The organism is Qipengyuania polymorpha (genome assembly GCF_019711435.1).
Lineage (GTDB): Bacteria > Pseudomonadota > Alphaproteobacteria > Sphingomonadales > Sphingomonadaceae > Qipengyuania > Qipengyuania polymorpha.
This window is the reverse complement of record NZ_JAIGNK010000003.1, coordinates 1-18079: the sequence shown is the minus strand read 5'-3', so window position 1 is coordinate 18079 and position 18079 is coordinate 1. Positions and strand designations below refer to the sequence as shown.

22 protein-coding genes and 1 tRNA gene are annotated in these 18079 nt (G+C 62.8%); 15 read left to right on the top strand and 8 right to left on the bottom strand.

Going from position 1 to position 18079, the window contains the following annotated elements; genetic code table 11:
• Positions 1–83 precede the first annotated feature (83 nt).
• Genes K3152_RS08795 through K3152_RS08780 form a run of 4 tightly spaced genes read left to right on the top strand, consistent with a single transcriptional unit; the run spans position 84 to position 5770 of the window.
• Positions 84–1049 (top strand): Mrp/NBP35 family ATP-binding protein, encoded by a 966-nt coding sequence (locus K3152_RS08795; protein ID WP_282098358.1) that lies wholly within the window; start codon positions 84–86, stop codon positions 1047–1049.
• Positions 1028–3319: a xanthine dehydrogenase family protein molybdopterin-binding subunit gene (locus K3152_RS08790; RefSeq protein WP_221573764.1), complete on the top strand. Its 2292-nt coding sequence runs from the start codon at positions 1028–1030 to the stop codon at positions 3317–3319. The genes K3152_RS08795 and K3152_RS08790 overlap by 22 nt, the downstream gene beginning before the upstream one ends.
• Positions 3316–4338 carry a ferrochelatase gene (hemH, locus tag K3152_RS08785; RefSeq protein WP_221573763.1) on the top strand — a complete coding sequence of 341 codons (1023 nt, stop codon included), beginning with the start codon at positions 3316–3318 and terminating at the stop codon, positions 4336–4338. Before K3152_RS08790 ends, hemH begins: the two co-directional genes overlap by 4 nt.
• Before the next feature lie 43 nt (positions 4339–4381).
• Positions 4382–5770, top strand: a complete 1389-nt coding sequence (locus K3152_RS08780) for a cytochrome P450 (RefSeq protein ID WP_221573762.1) — start codon at positions 4382–4384, stop codon at positions 5768–5770.
• 78 nt (positions 5771–5848) lie between these two features.
• Here the strand turns inward: K3152_RS08780 and K3152_RS08775 are convergent, their stop codons facing one another.
• Positions 5849–6007: a DUF1674 domain-containing protein gene (locus tag K3152_RS08775; RefSeq protein ID WP_221573761.1), complete on the bottom strand. Its 159-nt coding sequence runs from the start codon at positions 6005–6007 to the stop codon at positions 5849–5851.
• 57 nt (positions 6008–6064) lie between these two features.
• On the opposite strand from K3152_RS08775, the gene K3152_RS08770 reads away from it, so the two are divergent.
• Together K3152_RS08770 and K3152_RS08765 are read left to right on the top strand one after the other, a co-directional pair.
• Entirely contained in the window at positions 6065–7300 is a 1236-nt protein-coding gene (locus K3152_RS08770) for an RsmB/NOP family class I SAM-dependent RNA methyltransferase (protein ID WP_221573760.1), read from the top strand.
• A 274-nt stretch (positions 7301–7574) separates the two neighbouring features.
• Positions 7575–8441, top strand: coding sequence for an OmpA family protein (locus K3152_RS08765; RefSeq protein WP_221573759.1), 867 nt, complete (start codon positions 7575–7577; stop codon positions 8439–8441).
• A gap of 69 nt (positions 8442–8510) precedes the next feature.
• Here the strand turns inward: K3152_RS08765 and msrA are convergent, their stop codons facing one another.
• Positions 8511–9053, bottom strand: coding sequence for a peptide-methionine (S)-S-oxide reductase MsrA (gene msrA, locus K3152_RS08760; RefSeq protein ID WP_221573758.1), 543 nt, complete (start codon positions 9051–9053; stop codon positions 8511–8513).
• A 104-nt stretch (positions 9054–9157) separates the two neighbouring features.
• Between msrA and K3152_RS08755 the strand changes: the two genes are divergently transcribed.
• The 5 genes from K3152_RS08755 to folK all read left to right on the top strand — a co-directional run bounded on the left by K3152_RS08755 (position 9158) and on the right by folK (position 12653).
• Positions 9158–9979, top strand: a complete 822-nt coding sequence (locus K3152_RS08755) for a class I SAM-dependent methyltransferase (protein ID WP_221573757.1) — start codon at positions 9158–9160, stop codon at positions 9977–9979.
• A 71-nt stretch (positions 9980–10050) separates the two neighbouring features.
• Entirely contained in the window at positions 10051–10818 is a 768-nt protein-coding gene (locus K3152_RS08750; RefSeq protein WP_221573756.1) for an SIMPL domain-containing protein, read from the top strand.
• An 11-nt stretch (positions 10819–10829) separates the two neighbouring features.
• A complete protein-coding gene (gene aguB / locus K3152_RS08745) occupies positions 10830–11693 on the top strand; it encodes an N-carbamoylputrescine amidase (protein ID WP_221573755.1) in 864 nt (287 codons plus the stop codon).
• Complete coding sequence (locus K3152_RS08740) at positions 11678–12118, top strand: hypothetical protein (RefSeq protein WP_221573754.1); 441 nt, start codon at positions 11678–11680, stop codon at positions 12116–12118. The genes aguB and K3152_RS08740 overlap by 16 nt, the downstream gene beginning before the upstream one ends.
• A 52-nt stretch (positions 12119–12170) precedes the next feature.
• Positions 12171–12653, top strand: a complete 483-nt coding sequence (gene folK, locus K3152_RS08735) for a 2-amino-4-hydroxy-6-hydroxymethyldihydropteridine diphosphokinase (RefSeq protein ID WP_221573753.1) — start codon at positions 12171–12173, stop codon at positions 12651–12653.
• Here folK and K3152_RS08730 read toward each other — a convergent pair.
• Entirely contained in the window at positions 12619–13191 is a 573-nt protein-coding gene (locus K3152_RS08730) for an LbetaH domain-containing protein (RefSeq protein ID WP_221573752.1), read from the bottom strand. The two genes, folK and K3152_RS08730, sit on opposite strands and share 35 nt — an antisense overlap.
• Positions 13192–13301: 110 nt before the next feature.
• Here K3152_RS08730 and K3152_RS08725 point away from each other — a divergent pair.
• From K3152_RS08725 to K3152_RS08715, 3 genes are all read left to right on the top strand, one after another.
• Positions 13302–13377: transfer RNA gene (locus K3152_RS08725), tRNA-Lys, on the top strand.
• 270 nt (positions 13378–13647) lie between these two features.
• Positions 13648–14895 (top strand): tyrosine-type recombinase/integrase, encoded by a 1248-nt coding sequence (locus tag K3152_RS08720; protein ID WP_221573751.1) that lies wholly within the window; start codon positions 13648–13650, stop codon positions 14893–14895.
• A gap of 144 nt (positions 14896–15039) precedes the next feature.
• Complete coding sequence (locus K3152_RS08715) at positions 15040–15549, top strand: hypothetical protein (RefSeq protein WP_221573750.1); 510 nt, start codon at positions 15040–15042, stop codon at positions 15547–15549.
• Here K3152_RS08715 and K3152_RS08710 read toward each other — a convergent pair.
• From K3152_RS08710 to K3152_RS08700, 3 genes are all read right to left on the bottom strand, one after another.
• Entirely contained in the window at positions 15546–15755 is a 210-nt protein-coding gene (locus K3152_RS08710) for a hypothetical protein (RefSeq protein ID WP_221573749.1), read from the bottom strand. The genes K3152_RS08715 and K3152_RS08710 overlap by 4 nt on opposite strands.
• Before the next feature lie 80 nt (positions 15756–15835).
• A complete protein-coding gene (locus K3152_RS08705) occupies positions 15836–16348 on the bottom strand; it encodes a DUF1643 domain-containing protein (RefSeq protein ID WP_221573748.1) in 513 nt (170 codons plus the stop codon).
• Between the two features lie 183 nt (positions 16349–16531).
• Positions 16532–16816, bottom strand: coding sequence for a hypothetical protein (locus K3152_RS08700; RefSeq protein ID WP_221573747.1), 285 nt, complete (start codon positions 16814–16816; stop codon positions 16532–16534).
• Between the two features lie 200 nt (positions 16817–17016).
• On the opposite strand from K3152_RS08700, the gene K3152_RS08695 reads away from it, so the two are divergent.
• A complete protein-coding gene (locus K3152_RS08695) occupies positions 17017–17430 on the top strand; it encodes a hypothetical protein (protein ID WP_247713327.1) in 414 nt (137 codons plus the stop codon).
• Between the two features lie 66 nt (positions 17431–17496).
• Here the strand turns inward: K3152_RS08695 and K3152_RS08690 are convergent, their stop codons facing one another.
• Together K3152_RS08690 and K3152_RS14285 are read right to left on the bottom strand one after the other, a co-directional pair.
• The gene (locus K3152_RS08690) at positions 17497–17940 is read right to left on the bottom strand and encodes a hypothetical protein (protein WP_221573745.1); all 444 of its coding nucleotides are present in this window, start codon (positions 17938–17940) and stop codon (positions 17497–17499) included.
• A gap of 10 nt (positions 17941–17950) precedes the next feature.
• Positions 17951–18079: helix-turn-helix domain-containing protein (locus K3152_RS14285; protein WP_221574357.1), on the bottom strand; the 129-nt coding region annotated here is incomplete at its 5' end.

Here is an 18079-nt window from a genome sequence, read left to right as displayed (position 1 = left end):
TTCTCATGACACTCCTTATAGGAAGCCTTCGCGGGAAAAACAGGGGTTGCGGCGCGCTTTTCGATGCTACAGCAGCGCGACACATGAGCCGCACCGATTTTTCCGCCGATTTGCCGCCCGAAATTGCCCCTCTCGTCACAGGCAGCGTCCTGAACGAGGGCCGCGCCACCGTGGTCATCGATGCAGGGCCGATACCGGTCGCCCAGCGCGCCAAGGTGGAAGAGGCCGTGAAAGCTGCCGTCGGAAGCCGCGCCGATGTCGATGAAGTGCGCGTGGTGATGACCGCGGAACGCAAGGGACCGCTGATCGTCGCGGTCGGCTCGGGCAAGGGCGGGGTGGGCAAGTCGACGCTTACCGCCAACCTCGCCATCGCGCTTGCGAAGAAGGGCGTGAAGGTCGGGCTGGTCGACGCCGATATCTACGGCCCCTCGCAGCCGGTTATCTTCGGCACGCAAGGCCAGAAGCCTCAGGCCGAGGGCAACAAGCCCATTCCCCTGGACAGCAAATACGGGGTGCCGCATCTCTCGATGGGGCACCTCGTTGCCCCGGGCAAGGCGCTGGCATGGCGCGGGCCGATGGCGGCGGGGGCGCTGGGACAGCTGGTCGAGGCACATTGGGCGGCCGACACCGAAGTCCTCCTCATCGACCTGCCGCCGGGCACAGGCGATGTGCAGCTGACCATGGTGCAGAAATTCAAGCCCGCGGGCGCGGTGCTGGTCTCCACTCCGCAGGACCTCGCGCTCATCGACGCGGCGCGGGCAGGGCAGCTGTTCGATACCGCTGGCGTGCCCATCATCGGTCTGGTCGAGAATATGTCGGGCTATGCCTGCCCGTCTTGCGGCGAGGTGTCCGATCCCTTCGGTGCTGGCGGTGTCGAAGCGGCGGCCGAGAGACTCGAACTTCCCTTCCTCGGGCGCATCCCGCTCGACATGGCAATCCGGCAGGGCAGCGACGCGGGCGAACCTCCCGCAGCCGGTGACGGCGCGATGGCCGAACCCTTCCTCGCAATTGCCGACAAGGTGCAGGCATGGATATCGGCGAGAAGCTGAAGGATCTTCCGGTATCGCGCCGCAAGCTGATGGTCGGCGCGGCGGCGGGGGGCGGGCTGCTCCTCGCGTGGAAGCTGTGGCCGCGCAGCTACGCCAGCCCGCTGGTCGCGCGCGAGGGCGAGCAGGCATTCGGCGGCTGGCTGACCATCGGCCGCGACGGGGTGGTGACAGTCGCCGTGCCGCAACTCGAAATGGGGCAAGGTATCGGAACGGTGCTGGCGCAAATCGCCGCGACCGAACTCGGCGCTGACTGGCGGCAGGTTGGTATCGAGCCGGTACCGCCAGCTGGCTTCTTCGCAAACCTGCCGCTGGCTGCCGAATGGTCGCCACTGTGGGAAGGCTGGCTGGGCGGCGGCGACGATGTCGAGGACAGTGCGGTCGGCAAGTTTGCCCGTAGCAATGACTTCACCGTGACGGCGGCAGGCACCAGCCTCGCCGCCTACGAACAGCCCTTGCGCGAAGCCGCCGCAGCAGCACGAGACATGCTGGCGCAGGCCGCGGCAGAACGCTGGGATGTCGAGCCCGAGGAATGCCAAGTCGCCGAGGGCTTCGTCATCCATAGCGGAAAGCGCCTGTCCTTCGGGGAGCTTGCCGCCGAGGCCGCCGAGTTCGATCTGCCCGACCCGCCACCCTTGCGTCCCATGCCCGCCTTCGAAGAGCCGCTGGCAGGCGAAGGCGACGCGCCGACGCTGTTCCCGCGGCTCGACTTGCCCTCGAAGGTCGATGGCAGCCATGTCTTTGCTGCCGACATCCGCCTGCCCGGCATGGTCTTCGCCTCCATCCGGCACGGGCCGACCGGCTTGCCCGAACTCCTCCGCTTCAGCGAGCGTGCGATTGCGAACACGCGCGGGCTGGTCGCGGTGGTGAAGTCGAAGCGATGGATTGCGGCTGTCGCTGAAAGCTGGTGGATTGCCGACCGGGCGCTGGCTAAAATGCGGCCCGAGTTTACCGGGCCGGGTGCGCTCGAGCAGGTTCTCCTCGAAACCGATATGGAATTCGCGGTCGAGCAGCTTGAAGAGAACTCCGAGCGTATCGACACGGTGGGCGAGCCCGATGCCATGCTCGGCACGCCCACGCTTGTGCGGCGCTTTACGGTTGCGCCCGCGCTCCACACCCCGCTCGAGACCGCCAGCGCCACGGCACGTTTCGCCGACGGGCGGCTGGAATTGTGGATGGCTTCGCAGGCTCCCGCTGCCGCGCGCGATGCAGCGGCGAAGGCCATCGGTATCTCGCCGTCGGACGTCGTTATCTATCCCGTGCCCGCCGGCGGCAGCTTCGATGCGCGGCTGGAAAAGCAGCACGCCATCGAGGTCGCACAGATTGCCGCCGAAGTGGGTCGCCCGGTACAGCTGACATGGTCGCGCCCGCAGGACATGGCCGCCGTCCCCCCGCGCGCACCGGTGCAGGCGGAGATATCCGCCACACTCGGCCCGCAGGCGCAGGTCTCGGCATGGCGCGCGCGCATCACCACGCCCTCGTGGATGCGCGAGGCGGGCCACCGCCTGTTCGATAATTACACACCTGAAGCTGCCCAGCGCGAAAGCCGCGGCGAGGCCGACCCCTTCGCGGTGCAGGGTGCGCTGCCACCATACGGCATTGCCCACGTCGCGGTTGAGCACAATCCGGCCAGCATCAAGCTTCCGGTCGGGCGTATGCGCGGCGGGGCTTCCGCCTATACCGCTTTCTTCACCGAGTGCATGGTCGACGAACTCGCGCGCATGGCGGGCCGCGACCCGTTTCTTTACCGCATGGCGATGCTCGGGCAGGCGCCGCGCCTTGCCGAGGTGCTGCGCCGCGCCACGCGTCTCGGCGATTGGGACGGCGCGCAATCGGGCTCGGGCGAGGGCATTGCCGGTGTTCGCATGGGAAGCGACCCGGCGACCGCAGGCTATATCGGCTGCGTCGCGCATGTCCGCCGCGGCGAGGGCGGGATACGGGTCGAGCAACTGAGCGCAGTGGTCGACATCGGACGCATCGTGAACCTCGACATCGCGCGCCAGCAAATCGAGGGCGGGCTGGTCTACGGCATGGGCCTCGCGCTCGGAGCTCCGCTGACCTACGAAAGCGGCCACCCCGTCCCGCGCACGCTCGGCGATATGCGACTGCCACGCCTTGCCGACATGCCCGATATGCTCATCGACTTCGTTCAAAGCGATGCAGAACCTTTCGACCCGGGCGAACTGGGCACGGCCGTCGTCGCGCCCGCGCTCGCCAACGCACTCTTTGCCTTGACGGGAGAGCGTTCATACCGTCTCCCGCTGACCCCATGACGTGGCAGCCGCAAAACCTTCCCGCCGACCACCCTCCCGTCAAAACGGGCAAGGTGGGCGTGCTCGTCGTCAATCTCGGCACACCCGAGGCGCCTGAGCCGGGGCCGGTGAAACGCTACCTCGCCGAGTTCCTGTCCGACCGCCGCGTGGTCGAAATTCCGCCCATCGCCTGGCAGCCCATCCTGCGTGGCATCATCCTCAACACGCGGCCCAAGAAGAGCGCGCATGCCTATAGCCAGGTGTGGACCGAAGAAGGCTCGCCGCTCGCGGTCATCACCCGCCAGCAAGCCGAGGCCATGCAGGCGCGGCTGGGCGAGGGTGTCACGGTCGACTGGGCGATGCGTTACGGCAATCCCTCCATCCCCGACCGGATGCAGGCGCTGATGGACAAGGGCTGCGAGCGCATCCTGCTCGCGCCGCTCTATCCGCAATATTCGGGCGCCACGACCGCGACGGTTGTGGACAAGGCTGCGGACAAGCTGCGGACAATGCGTTGGCAAGCTGCGCTGCGGACATTGCCGCCCTATCACGACGACCCCGCCTATATCGATGCGCTGGAGGCCGACCTCACGCGCCAGCTCGACGCGCTCGACTTCGCGCCCGAGGTGCTGCTGTTGAGCTTCCACGGCATGCCCGAGCGCACGCTGCATCTTGGCGACCCCTATCACTGCCATTGCATGAAAACTTCGCGGCTGTTGCAGGAACGACTGGCGGGCAGGGACCTGCGCATCCGCACGACCTTCCAGTCGCGTTTCGGGCGGGCCAAGTGGCTCGAACCGGCAACCGACACGGTCATCGGCGAGGAAGGCGCGAAAGGCACCAAGCGCATGGCCATCGCCGCACCGGGCTTCTCCGCCGATTGCCTCGAAACGCTGGAAGAACTCGCCATCCAGGGGCGCGACCAATTCATCGAGGAGGGCGGCGAGCAATTTGCCGCGCTTTCCTGCCTCAACGCCTCCGATGCCGGGCTCGCAATGCTCGAGACGCTGCTGCGCCGAGAGTTATCCGGCTGGATTTAGATTGCTAATTGCCACTTAACTATTGGCTTGGCATAACCGGGTCATGGCAACACTCGCAGCGCACGACCCCATCCCGACCCACTGGAAAGAGGGCGCCCCCTCGGACGACGAGCTCGCCCATATCCCGGGCGAGGGCGGCTGGCCGCTGGTTGGCAATACGCTCAAGATGCTCAAGGACCCGCACGCCTTCACCCGGCGCATGGTCGAGACCTATGGCCGGGTCTACAAGAGCAAGGCTTTCGGGGGCTGGAACATCGGCCTTATCGGTGCCGATGCGAACGAGCTGGTGCTGTTCGACCGGGAGAAAATTTTCTCCAGCGAGCAGGGCTGGGGCCCGGTGCTCGACCAGCTCTTCCCGCGCGGGCTGATGCTCATGGATTTCGACCACCACCGCGCCGATCGCCGCGCGCTCTCCATCGCCTTCAAGCCCGGTCCGATGCGACACTATTCGGGCAGCCTCAATCGCGGCATCGCGAAGAAGGTCGAAGACTGGGGCGAGGGGCGGATGGAATTCTATCCGGCCATCAAAACGCTCACGCTCGACCTTGCGGCCGACAGTTTCATCGGCATCGAGTGGGGCCCGGAAGCCGACAAGATCAACACCGCTTTCATCGACATGGTACAGGCCTCGGTCGCGCCGGTCAGGAAGCCGCTGCCCTTCACCCAGATGAAGCGCGGCGTCGATGGGCGAAAATTCCTCGTCGATTTCTTCACCGCCGAAACCCATCGTCGCCGCGCGGAAGGCGGGGGGCAGGACATGTTCAGCCAGTTCGCCACCGCCGAATACGAAGACGGCAGCCTGATGCCGGTCGACGAGGTGGTCGACCACATGAACTTCCTGATGATGGCCGCGCACGACACCATCACCAGTTCCGCCACCACCCTGATTTGGCTGCTCGCCAAGCATCCCGAATGGCAGGAAAAGCTGCGGCAGGAAGTGGAGAGCGTGACCGGCGGCGTGGGCAGCGACGGCAAGCCCCGCGACCTCGCCTATGAGGATATGGGAAAGCTCGAACTGACCGAAATGGCCTTCAAGGAAGCGCTGCGCATGGTCCCGCCGGTGCCCTCGACGCCGCGCCGCGCGCTACGCGAGTTCGAATATGGCGGATATCGCATCCCGGCGGGCAGCCATGTCGGCATCAACGCCAATTTCGTGCATCACGAGGAAGAGCATTGGGACAATCCCTATTCGTTCGACCCGATGCATTTCACGCCCGAGAAGGTGAAGGCGCGGCATAAATATGCCTGGGTGCCCTTCGGCGGCGGCGCGCATATGTGCCTCGGCCTGCACTTCGCCTACATGCAGGTGAAAATCCTGCTGGCGCAGCTTCTGCCGCGCTACGAGATCCGCCTCGAGCAGGAACCCGACTGGCAGCCGTGGCCCATCCCCAAGCCGCGCGACGGCCTGAAGATTTCGCTCAAGAAACTGTGAGTTCCCGCGAAGGCGGGAACCTCGGTCCACAAGCCCATCGCTATCTTCCTGAGGCCCCCGCCTTCGCGGGGGCGCACGCTAGAAATCTATCGCGATACCGTCCTTGACCCAATCGCCATAGCGCGTCGGGCTGAGGTCTTCATCGTCCTTCCCCTTTTCGGGCTTGGGCGGCGGTTCGCTGCTCCAGTGTTTGGGCTTCTCGAAGTTCTCGGGCCGCTCGGTCGCGCGTTTGGTCATGCACCCAAGATGAGCACGCTGGCAGGAATGCGCAAGAGCGGGTAGGGGCGCGCATCTATGGCCCAGCCCACCGGAATTCACGCGCGCCGCGCCGCGCTTCGCCTGCTCGATGCCGTGTTGCGGCGGGGCGAGACGCTCGACATCGCCTTCAATGCGGCGACCAAGGACGTGCGCAAGTTCGAGGACAAGGCGCTCGCTCGCGCGATAGCGAGCGAGGTGCTGCGCTGGCTTGTCGACCTCGATGCAGCGATCGACAGCGCGACCAAGAAGCCGCTTCCCGAAGATGCCAAGGCGCGGATGGTGCTGCGCATGATGCTGGCCCAGTGGCTGCGGCTCGATACGCCGCCACATGCGGTTATCGCGACCTGCCTGCCGCTGCTGGCTGGCGGTCCGCGCAGGCTGGCGCATGGCGTCTTCTCGACGCTGACCAAGCGCGAGGTGAAGTTTCCCGATGCCCCGACGCTGCCTGCCGATGTGTCGGAGCGCTGGGGCGAGCGCGCCGAAGCCATCGCGCGCGGCCTTGCCGAGCCGCCGCCGCTCGACCTGACCCTGAAGGACCCCTCGCAGACCGAGGTCTTCAAGGCGAAACTCGCTGCCGACAGCCTGATGCCCGGCCATTTGCGCCTCGCACGCGGGGAGAATGTCGAGAAGCTTGCGGGCTTTGCCGAGGGCGATTGGTGGGTGCAGGACCTTGCCGCCTCGCTGCCCGCGCGGCTGCTGGGAAATGGCGAGGGGCGCCACGTCCTCGACCTTTGCGCTGCGCCCGGAGGCAAGACATTGCAACTCGCGGCGCAGGGCTGGAAGGTCACCGCGCTCGACATATCCAAGCGCCGCCTCGACCTGCTCAAGGACAATCTCAAGCGCACCGGCTTGAAGGCAGGCACTGTCCGCGCCGATGCGCTCGAATGGGAGCCGAAGCACCAGTTCGATGCCATCCTGCTCGATGCCCCATGCACCGCGACGGGCACCGCGCGCCGCCATTCCGATGTTATTCATCGTATTGGTTCGCACCAGATCGAGGAGATGGCAGAACTCCAATCCGCGCTCATCACCCGTGCAAGCGGCTGGCTGAAACCGGGCGGTGTGCTGGTCTACGCCACCTGTTCGCTCGAGCGTGAAGAGGGTGAAGGACAGTCCTTTCCGGACACGCTCGCACCTGCGGATATCGACGCGTCAGCATTGCACGACGCCATCGATGCCACAGGTCACACCCTGCGCACCGACCCCGGAATGCTGCCGGAAAACGGGGGAATCGATGGATTCTTCATCGCCCGGATGATCCGCACCGGCTGAATCAGGGCTAAAAAAAGGCAGTGATTAAACGGTTCGTCGCGCCTCTCGCCCATGCCGCCCCCTGACCCGGCACTATGAGCGGCGTGTTCATTTTCATGAAAGCATGGGTCCAACAACCAAGGCTCGTCACAAGGGCCGCGTGGCAAATCCTGCGCTGTCGTTAATCGAATTGTGAAGAGCTTTGCTAACCGGCTTCGCTGCAGCCCCCGCGGCGACCGGACTTACAGGCGTTGGCAGACCCCCTGCATGGCGCCGCACGAAGGAGTAAATTTACGTGACTGCACTGAAGAAGACCGCAGGGATCCCCCTCCTGCTTTCCGCTTTTGCCCTGCCGCTCGCAGCCCCGGTTGCCGCACAGGACAATGAAGACATCAATGTCTACGGCTCGGCCCTCGTCGACGGTCCTGAAGTCGAAGGCATCATCACCGCAAAGAGCGGCGACAAGATCCAGGTGACGATGGAAAATGGCCAGAACGCCACCATCATCATCGACGAAGGCACCGAAGTGAAAGCCACCGGCGGCTTTCTCGGCCTCGGCAGCAAGACGCTGCGCACCAGCCAGCTGATGAACGGCTTGCCCGTCGAAGTCGAAACCCTGCAGTTCGATGGCGGCCTCGTTGCCAGCCAGGTCAAGCTCAAGGCTTCGGACCTCGAAACCGCTGCCATGATCCGCGGCGCGACGCAGCAGCAGTTCGCCGAGCACCGCGCCGACATCGACGCCAATGCCGCAGCCGCAGAAGCCCTGCGTGGCCGTATGGCGAATATCGACCAGTACAATGTCCGCGGCGTGACCAATGTCTATTTCGACAGCGGCAAGTGGAACATCTCGCCCGAAGGCCAGCGCGAAATCTGCAACATCGCTTCGCAGGCGCAGGAAATGGATAACGCCCTCCTGCTCGTCGTCGGTTACACCGATTCCGACGGTGACGAAGACTACAACCAGGTCCTCTCGGAGCGCCGTGCAGGCCGCGTCGTGAACTACCTGCAGCAGAAGTGCGGCTGGCAGCCCTGGCGCATGCTGACCCCGACCGGCATGTCCGAATCGGACCCGGCTGCGGACAACTCGACGCCCGAAGGCAAGGCGCAGAACCGCCGCGTTTCGGTCAACATCCTCGTCAGCAAGGCCACCGAAGAAGGCTGAGCCTCACGCTGAGAGCTGATACGAAGAAGGGGCGGGCCATTGCGGCTCGCCCCTTTTTTCTTGGTCCTCTCAGGCCCGGTCTTCGGGTTTGAGATATTGCTGGAAGCTCTTGCGCAGCTTCATCAGCTTGGGCGGGATGACCGCGAGGCAATAGGGGTTCCGCTGGCCTTCGCCTTCCCAATATTCCTGGTGGTAGTCCTCTGCCGGGAACCATTCGCCGGTCTCGATGGTCGTGACCGCGCTCCGGCCGGGATGCTCCTCGTTCCAGCGGGCGATAGCGGCTTCGGCCGCCTCGCGCTGGTCGTCAGCGGGGAAGATGGCGCTGCGATATTGCGTGCCGACATCGTTGCCCTGCCGGTTGAGCTGGGTCGGGTCGTGCGTGCCCATGAAGACGTCGAGCACCTGCTCGAGGCTGATCTGGTCGCTGTCGAAAGTGACGCGCACGCCCTCGGCGTGGCCGGTGTTGCCGGTGCACACTTCCTTGTACGTCGGGTCCGGCTTGTCACCGCCGATATAGCCGCTCTCGACACCGCTCACGCCGATGACGTCCTTCATCACCGCCTCGGTGCACCAGAAGCATCCGCCTGCGACGATAATTTGTTCCTGCGCCATGTGTTTCTCCTTTGGCCACCCATTTAGGCAGCACGTGTCCGCTTGTCATCGGCTGCGCGCATGGGCAGGGAGGCAGCAATCGTTTCAAAAGGGGAGAAAGAATTATGCGCCTGTTCCTTGCCGCCGCGGCGACCGCCATGCTGGCCACGCCGCTTGCTGCCGATGATCATGTGATGACGATCGAAGAAGTCCTGGCCGCAGACCTGCGCGACGATGACCGCGCGCGCGACCAGTATCGCCATCCTGTCGAAACGCTCGAATTCTTCGGGGTCGAGCCGACCATGACGGTAGTAGAGCTGAACCCAGGTGGGGGGTGGTATACCCGTGTGCTTGCTCCGTATCTCCTGCCTGCCGGCAATTATGTCGCCCTGGCGCAGGATAGCTCGACAATCGTAACCGACGACCGGGCGCGCATGGCACGCGCACTTGGCTGGACCGAGCGTTTCAAAGCCGACTTTGCAGAACAGTATGGTGTCGAAGCCAGCGCTGTAAACGCCTTCGAAGTTGACGAGATTCCCGACGAGATGCTGGGCAAGGCCGATATCATCCTTGCTATCCGCACCATGCACGGGGCCTGGAACGCCGGGACATTGCTTCGTGATATGAAGCGGGCAAGACCGCTGCTGAAAGATGGCGGCCACGTGGGCGTTGTGCAACATCGTGCACCCGAGAATGCCAGCTATGATGATGTTAACCCAGCGCGGGGTTATATGCGGGAAAGTGATGTCATCAAACTTATGGAACTGGCCGGGTTCGAGCTCGTTCGCAAATCCGAGATCAACGCCAACCCGAAGGACCCCGCCAACTGGGAGGGCGGCGTCTGGACCCTCCCGCCGACGCTTCGTTACGGCGACAAGGACCGTGCGCGCTATGAAGCCATCGGCGAAAGCGACCGCATGACCCTGCTCTTCAGGAAGGCCGACTGACGCCCGTCAGCCAGCGTTCATCTGCAAAATGAGAAAGCCCCTATGTGATAGTATTACATAGGGGCTTTCTCATGAAAAACGCCGTTCTGCTTGCCGCCGCTTCGCTGACCCTCGCCGCCTGCGGCGACCGCGTGGACGAGGCGCGCGGGGTCGACCATGGCGAGACGCTGCTCTCGGTCAGCGCCGGAGGGCAGGCCGAAAGCCGCCCCGACCGCGCGCAATTCAACGCCGGTATCGAGACCTTCTCGCGCAGCGCCACCGCCGCGAGCGAGGCCAATGCGAAGAAGATCGAGGAAATCGTCGCGGCCTTGCGCGAACTGGGCGTGGCCGAAGAGGACATCCAGACGCAGAACGTCTCGGTCCGCCGCATCGAGTGGGGCGACCGCAAGGGCCAGTACCAGGCGAGCAATGTGTTCGAGGTCACGATGGACAACCCCGACCGCGCAGGCGCTGCCATCTCCACCGTCACCGAGGCGGGCGCGAACATCCTCTCCGGCCCCAGCCTGACGATGAGCGACCCCGAAGCTGTCGCCAATCTCGCCTACGCCGATGCCTACAAGGCCGCCCGCAAGCGCGCCGAGGCTTACGCCGAAGCGGCAGGCATGGAGATCAGCCGCGTCCTCTATATCCGCGATGCCGGCGGGCAGCAGGGCAGTACCTGGCTCCGCGGCGCGCAGGCGATGAACGATGCCATGGTCGAGAGCGCCGCAGCCGCTCCTCCTCCCCCGCCTTTTGCCCGCACCGTCGCCCCGCAGGACCACGGCTCGCCCGGCATGATGGTCGGCACCACGCGCAGCCAGGTCTATATCCAGGTGGATTTCGCGCTGAAGGGCAAGTAACGCTTCTCTCCATGAGAGAACTGATCGTTTCCGTCCTCCAGCTGCCGCTCGCCCGGGCGGAGGAGGCCGACAATATCGCCGCCGTCTCCACGCTGGTCGAAGAGGCTGCAGCCAAGGGCGCGCAGGTCATCCTGCCGCCTGAGCTGTTCGCCGGCGAATATTTCTGCCGCGAGGAGGAGGAAGAACTCTTCGCCCGCGCCCGCCCGACCGCCGAGCACCCGAGCGTGCTTGCCATGCAGGAGCTCGCCGGAAAGCTGGGCGTCGCCATCCCGACCAGCTTCTTCGAGCGCGACGGGCATCACTATTACAACACCCTCGCCATGGTCGGCCCCGATGGCGAGATCATGGGGACCTATCGCAAGAGCCACATCCCCGACGGCCCGGGCTACGAGGAAAAATACTATTTCCGCCCCGGCAATGACGGCTTCAAGGTGTGGGACGTCTTCGGCGCGCGCATCGGTGTCGGCATCTGCTGGGACCAGTGGTATCCCGAATGCGCGCGCGTCATGGCGCTGAAGGGCGCCGAAGTGCTCTTCTACCCCACCGCCATCGGTTCCGAACCCTATGACGCGGACCTCGACACCAGCCGCATGTGGCGCCGCGCGATGATCGGCCACGCAGTCTCCAACTGCATGCCCGTGTGCGCCGCCAACCGCATCGGCCACGAAGGCCCCGCCGACCGCCAGCAGAGCTTCTACGGCCACAGCTTCATCTCGGACGAGTGGGGCGATCTCCTTGAGGAATATGGTGCGTCGGACAGCGGGGTGCTGGTGTCCACGCTCGACCTCGACCGCGCGGCCAAGCACCGCGCGGGCATGGGCTTCTTCCGCGACCGCCGCCCGCAGCTCTACGGACGGATATGCGAAGACATATAACGTCCGCCCCGGGTCGCACCATCAGCCAGGACCAGCTCGACCGGCTCTTCACCGCCGCGCTGGAGGCTGCCATCGGGCGGATCGAGAAGGACGGGCATTTCCACCCGCTCGTGTTCGAACTGCGCGCCAATGGCTCGATACAGGCTGTGGCGGTGCTCGAAACCGGTGCGGTCGACAATGCGAAGGGGCCGGTCGACCGGCTAGTCGCGCTTCTCAAGCCGCGCGCCGAGGACGGCACCATCGATGCCACCGCCATCGTGCGCCTGCGCGAGGAAGGCGTCGCGGAGGTACGGCTAAGGGCGCGCAATTACTCGGCCAATATCGACGCGCTGTTCACGATCGAGACTTCGGGCCTAGTCAAGCGCAAGCGCCGGCTGGAACTGGGGGAATTCGCCTCGCGCGATGTGCCGAACGATATTTTCTAGCATCGCGTCCGCCCTTTCCCTTGCAGCGGGGCGCGGCTAGGCGCGGGAGTGTATGGAGGCAGGCAGCCACGAATATGTCATCGCGCTGGGTTCGAACATGCGCGTACCGCGCGTCGGCGGACCGCGGCGTGTGCTTGCAACTGCAATCGACGTGATGGCAGGCGAGGATGTCGGGGTGCTGGCCGTGTCCCGCATCCGTTCAAGCCTCCCGCTCGGCCCGTCCCACCGCCGCTATGCCAATGCTGCGGCACGGGTCGAAACTCCGCTCACGCCGCCGCTATTCCTGGACCTGCTGCAGGACATCGAGACCCGCTTTGGTCGCCAGCGAAGGGGGGCGCGCTGGCGTTCACGCCCGCTCGATCTCGATATCATCCTGTGGAGTGGCGGGGCATGGCTTTCGTGCGAACTGACCATTCCGCATCCCCTCTTCCGGAGCCGCGATTTCGTGACTCGCCCGGCGAGAGAAGTCGCCCCGCACTGGCGCGACCCCGTGACCGGACTCACGCTTCGCCAGATTGCAGCGCGCGCGCCTTGAGTTTGGCCGCCGGATTGCCGCGATACATCGTCCACGCCTCGGCATTCTCGAACAGCGCGCCCCGCGCGGCGAGGACCGAACCTTCTCCCATCGTCACGCCGGGCCCGACGAAGGCTTCGGCAGCCACCCAGCATTGCGCGCCGATAACGACAGGGCGCACGACGAGCTGGAATTGGGGGTCCGACACATCATGCGTCGAGGCACAGACATGTGCGCGCTGCGACACGATGCTGTCGCTGCCGATCGTAATCCTGCCTTGGTTGTAAAGCCGCGCGCCCGGGCCGATGAGCACATTGTCGCCAAGCTCGAGATTGGCCGGGTGCCAGACACTCACGCTCGCATGCACTCGGCAGTTGCGACCCAGCTTCGCTCCGAAGAGCCGCAGCAGCAGCGCCCGCCAGCCACGCAGCGGCGGCGGCGTCCAGCGGGCCAGCAGCAGCCACGTCGCCATCCACGCGGCGCGCGCCAGCCGGTTGCCTAGCGAAAAGCTCGGACCACCCGTGCGGCTCTGCGATTTTCCTGCGTCGAGCGGCTCCATCGCCCCTGTCTCCCCTTACGCATCCACGCCTAATTGCGCGCAGACATAAAAAGCAAGCCAAACCACGCTTGACCCGCTGCCGCTCCCTGCCTAGGTGGCACGCCGTGGTCGGGCCGTTAGCTCAGTCGGTAGAGCAACTGACTTTTAATCAGTAGGTCGCTGGTTCGAACCCAGCACGGCTCACCACCTTTTTGCTTAAAAGTAGTAAGCAAATCAGGGCGTTGGCCTAAAAGTGGTAGGTCATTGGCGATAACGCACGCATTTGCGCCATTTGCGGTTTTCAGACCCAACTATTCCAAAATTATTCCAAAATTTTAGGAGCGGAATCGTGGCGGCAGGCCCAGAAATCTCTCGTTTCCTGAGAGAGGGATAACCCCTTCTATTCCAAATATACGGTTTGACTGGTGGAATCAGCACGAGTTAGCTCTGTTTCAGTAGTTTGGAACTAGGACGGACATGGCGAAAGAATATAAGAGGCTGGCGCAGATTCGGGCGATTGTGCCACGCGACAAGCCATTTCTCACTGCTCAGGGCGGCGTGGAGAATCTTTACATAAACACGTCACCGAAGCGCAAACAGGTCTGGCGTTGGCAAACAGTTATCAAAGGTAGGACAGTCAAAAAGACACTCGGCCCAATTCCGCAAATCGAGGTCAATGAGGCCAAGAAGTTGGCCATGGAGTTGAACGACCGACGGGAAGCTGGCGAACCACTCGTTGAACCCGAGAAGCCTGCCGCGCTGGGCACGTTCCAAGAGTTTGCAGAGGCTTTCCTTGAGGCGAAACGTTTCTCAGGAAAGGGCCTCAAAACGATTGCTGAGTATGAGCGCATTTTGCGCGGCCACATATATCCAGTCTGTGGCGACAAGCCGATGGGCAAGCTGACTCGCGAGGACATGGACGCGGTGATTGACCCGATCCGCCAGCGCGGCGCTGGGGTGATGAGCAATCGCGTGCTGGCCATCCTGCGGCCCATCATCAAGAAAGCCGTTGCGCGTGACATTCTTGAGAAAGACCTGACGAGCCAGATTGACAAGTTTCACGAAGCCAAGAACAAATCGAATGAGCGTGCGCTCAGCATCGATGAATTGGCCAAGCTGTGGCGCGCTGCCGAAGATCTAGATGACAAGCAGCGTGACGCCCTGCGCTTGCTCATCCTGACAGCTTGCCGACGCAACGAAGTAGTGGCAGCGGCCACGGCGGATTATGACGGGAGACTATGGACCATTCCAGCGGCTGAGTTCATCGATGAGCGAGGCCACACCTTTCCTGTCAGCCACACGAAAAACAACAAGCCGCACCCTTTGCAGCTTGGGCCTGTCGGTAAAACTATCTTGGACGCCAATAACGGAGGGGAGCACTTTTTCACCGATGGCCAACCACATCGTTTCATGTGGCCCGATTTCCTCACCAAGGCTCGTGCTGCCCTCAGAGCGCATGGCCATCGCCTCCCTGCATGGGACTTGCGCGCAATCCGTCGCGGCGTCCGAACTGCTGTCCGCTCCAAAGAAATGAAAGAGAATGGCCACATCTTTCTCGCAGAGCATGGGGAAATGTTACTCAACCACACAAAGCCCGAACTGGAAGGAACGTATGACAAAAACGACTTCGCCTACCTTATCGGCGACGTGCTGCTGGCGTGGGAGGAATTGTTGATGACCCGCGTCAAAGCCCAACTGATAGGCCGCGTGCTAAGCTCAGATTGAAGTTGCAGGTGCGAACGATTCCGAGCGGGGTTACCTCTCACTTATCGTTTTGGAATTGGGCCGATCGACAATTGTGATGGAGAAGGTGCGGAATAGAGCGAATGGTTTGCGCCCGCATCAGAACACATTAGGCATGGCATTGAGATGGCCTTCACATTCGACCCTGACGCTTTGCTCGCCGCCCTTCCTCACAGGGAGGTTCGTCCGTTCGGTTCGGATGTGGTGTTTCGCTCAACGGGACGGCGGATAGCGCCTGAAGGGTCGGCGTTGCATGAGAAGGGTGCTTACAACGGCTTCACGGATCGTGAGCGTTATCGCACCGCGGACCTGTCGAACTGGCTGGCGAAGGTCGGATGCACAGAGCGTCCCAAGACCTGCGATATCTGTTCAGCGCCTGCCGATGATGAGCACGCCGAGAACTACTACGATCTCACATCATGGATCGGGATGTGCCGTCGTTGCCATCGCTCTGCACTCCACGGTCGGTTCGTGCGGCCAGCCAAGTGGTTCGCCCTGCTCGATCAGAATGAGGTCGCAGCAGATCATTGGTCACGGCTCGTGTCGTTGGAGCCCTTCGACCTCGCAGGGTTACTCCGTCAACGCGGACAGGAAGAGCCGATCAAAGCAGATTACGCGCCGAGACGACGCATTTAGGCAGGCGGACACGAGTAGCTGGGCAGGTCACGGATATTGCCGCTCATGTCCACTCCGAGGACGGTAATGCAGATCGGTGTGATCGGAGGTTCGGGAAGCTTCGGTGTGCGACGGTGCTGGATGATGACGCTCGCTACGGAGGCGAGAGCGGCGATAATGCCAGTTGCGGCGGTGATGATTAGCAGAGTGGTAGTGAGGTCGGGCATTCGCATCTCCTTAATTGAGGTGAAGCCTTTCATACCATCTGGGGAGTCCCAACTCCCGGGGTTTTCGAGCGAACCGCAACTCACCACGGCTCCATGTCCTGATCGTCAGGCACTCTACCTCGACCGAGCGCCATGGGGTGTCGTGGGTTGCCATTGGCGGTCTTCCCAAGCGTTACCATTTCAACCGTCTTCGAGCGCTCTTTCACTCTTTGGATGAACTGGTCAGCCTCGCCTTCCCACGCACCGTCATTGCCCCATGCGATGACCATCTTGTTGCCGTTGTTCTCAGCGATGACGATGATGGCATCGAGCCATTGCTCATTATCTTCGTGCGATCGGTTTTCGCTTGCCCACATCACGCTCGGTTTGGACGCGCGCAGCGGATAGAGATTGACGATCGCGAGCCCTCCGTAGCCCCAGCGCGTTGCGAAGTGGGTCAGACGGCGAATGGTTTGATCGTCCTTCTCGGCATCGCCCGTGCTTGGGTTGAGCATACACACGGGCAGCTTTGGCAGATCATCATTCCACGTGCGTTCGAGGAAGAAGCGATAGTCATCGCAGTCGCTCAGGACTGCATTGGCTTTGGTCGGCATGGTTTTCGGTCCTTGTTGAGCGGTTGAGAACCGACAGAACGATTCCGAGTGGGGTAACCCCCGTTTGGCATTCGAGATAATTCGCTTACATCGTGCTGATAAGATGATGGCCGCACCCGAAGGCACGGCCATATCCCCCATCGTCGAGCAGAGGTAATACACTCATCGACAGTAGCGGTGAACTTAACTCGTGCCCTGTGCGGGGATGCCCAGCTTGGCCGCGATTGTCGGGTCGAGGCGATAGGCCCTAACCTTCCGCCCTTTATATTTCAGAACAGCAGGCTTGCGCCCGTCACGGCAGACGAAGCGGCCATCTTCGCCCTCGATCAAAATCGCTCGAGAGAAGGCTTCGATGCAGGTCGGAGTGCGGCGACGGTCTTTGCCGATCTGAAGGGTGCCGTTGATGATAGCGGCGAAGCGCTCATCGCCATCGCTGTCGATCAGGGCGAGCTTGGGATTATGGTTCATTGTAGCCTCGTCCGCTGTGAGTGAGGCCAACTCAGCTACACACGAAGTCTTCCAATAGCCAATGGCTTCCGAGGCGACATATATACCGCCTTGCTTTTGCCGCATTGGTCGCTTATATGACGCCTTGCCTAAGCAGGATGCGCCTTACGTATCAACGCGACGGCTACGCCATCACGGCTACCTCATTGAAGGAACATACCATGTCGAAGAAGACCTACACGATTGATGCCGTCTCGCTCCAATCGGACCCCGATATGTCCGATCTGTTCTTCCACCCCGGCTCCCATACCGCTGCACACGAGTCCGAGACAGGGCAGGCCATCCATAATTTTCTAACCTCACGCTTGGGCGTCGCCGTGTTATTGGGCTCAGTGGTCGCTGCGCCGTCACGCCCCCCGGTTATTGCAACCGAGCCGTTTGTCGCCAAGCTAGTCGGCGATGCTGCATTCACCGACGAGATGAAGAAGTATGCGGGCCGCGTCGTCCGCCAGATCATTGAGCATCTCGGTGGCCAGTGGGTTCGTCGCGGTGTGAAGGTGACAGTGCCGTCCCGCTACGGCAGCGGCTCGATCTACACTTTCGGCGGGAAGCTTGCTTTAGAGGTCGCGACTTAAACCGTAGCCAAGAGTCAGATGACCATCGAGGGCCGGGATGCACTTTTATCCCGGCCCTTTCGCTGCTTACTGCTTCCTCGGCTCGAAGAACGCAGCGGTCTTTGCGATGCAGCCTTCAGGCATGGCTTTACGCTTAGTCTGCACGTAACCCGCATCGTTCATGACCTCGGCCATGAACGTGCCAGCCCAGCTTGTAGTGTCATGGTTGCCATAACGAGAACCCAGCGCAGTGCTGAGCATGGCATCGACCCCAGCCATCGCAGGGAGGCCCTGATCCGATGCTTGCTTCCCCGCTGCGCGTCCTTCGTCCGACATAATTATCTCTTCGATTTCTTGGATCGTTGGATGATCGCGGGGCAGTCCTCCACCAGCGCGGACGAGGAGATCGTGCTCGACAATGATGTCGATAATTTGCTGCGCTTCGGGCGTGCCCTTGGCTCTAGCGTTGTCGAACAAAGCCTCACGCTTTTCGGGCGAGAGTGCTTCGATCTTTTCCTTGGTCCATTCCATTCATTTCCTCCTATGCTGACAGTGCTCGATAGACGCTAGCCCGACCGATCTTCAGTTCCTTCGCGATCTGCGACGCTCCCATACCCTGTTCCTTCAATGCTTTGACCTCATTCGGATCGATGCTGGCGGGACGTCCCTT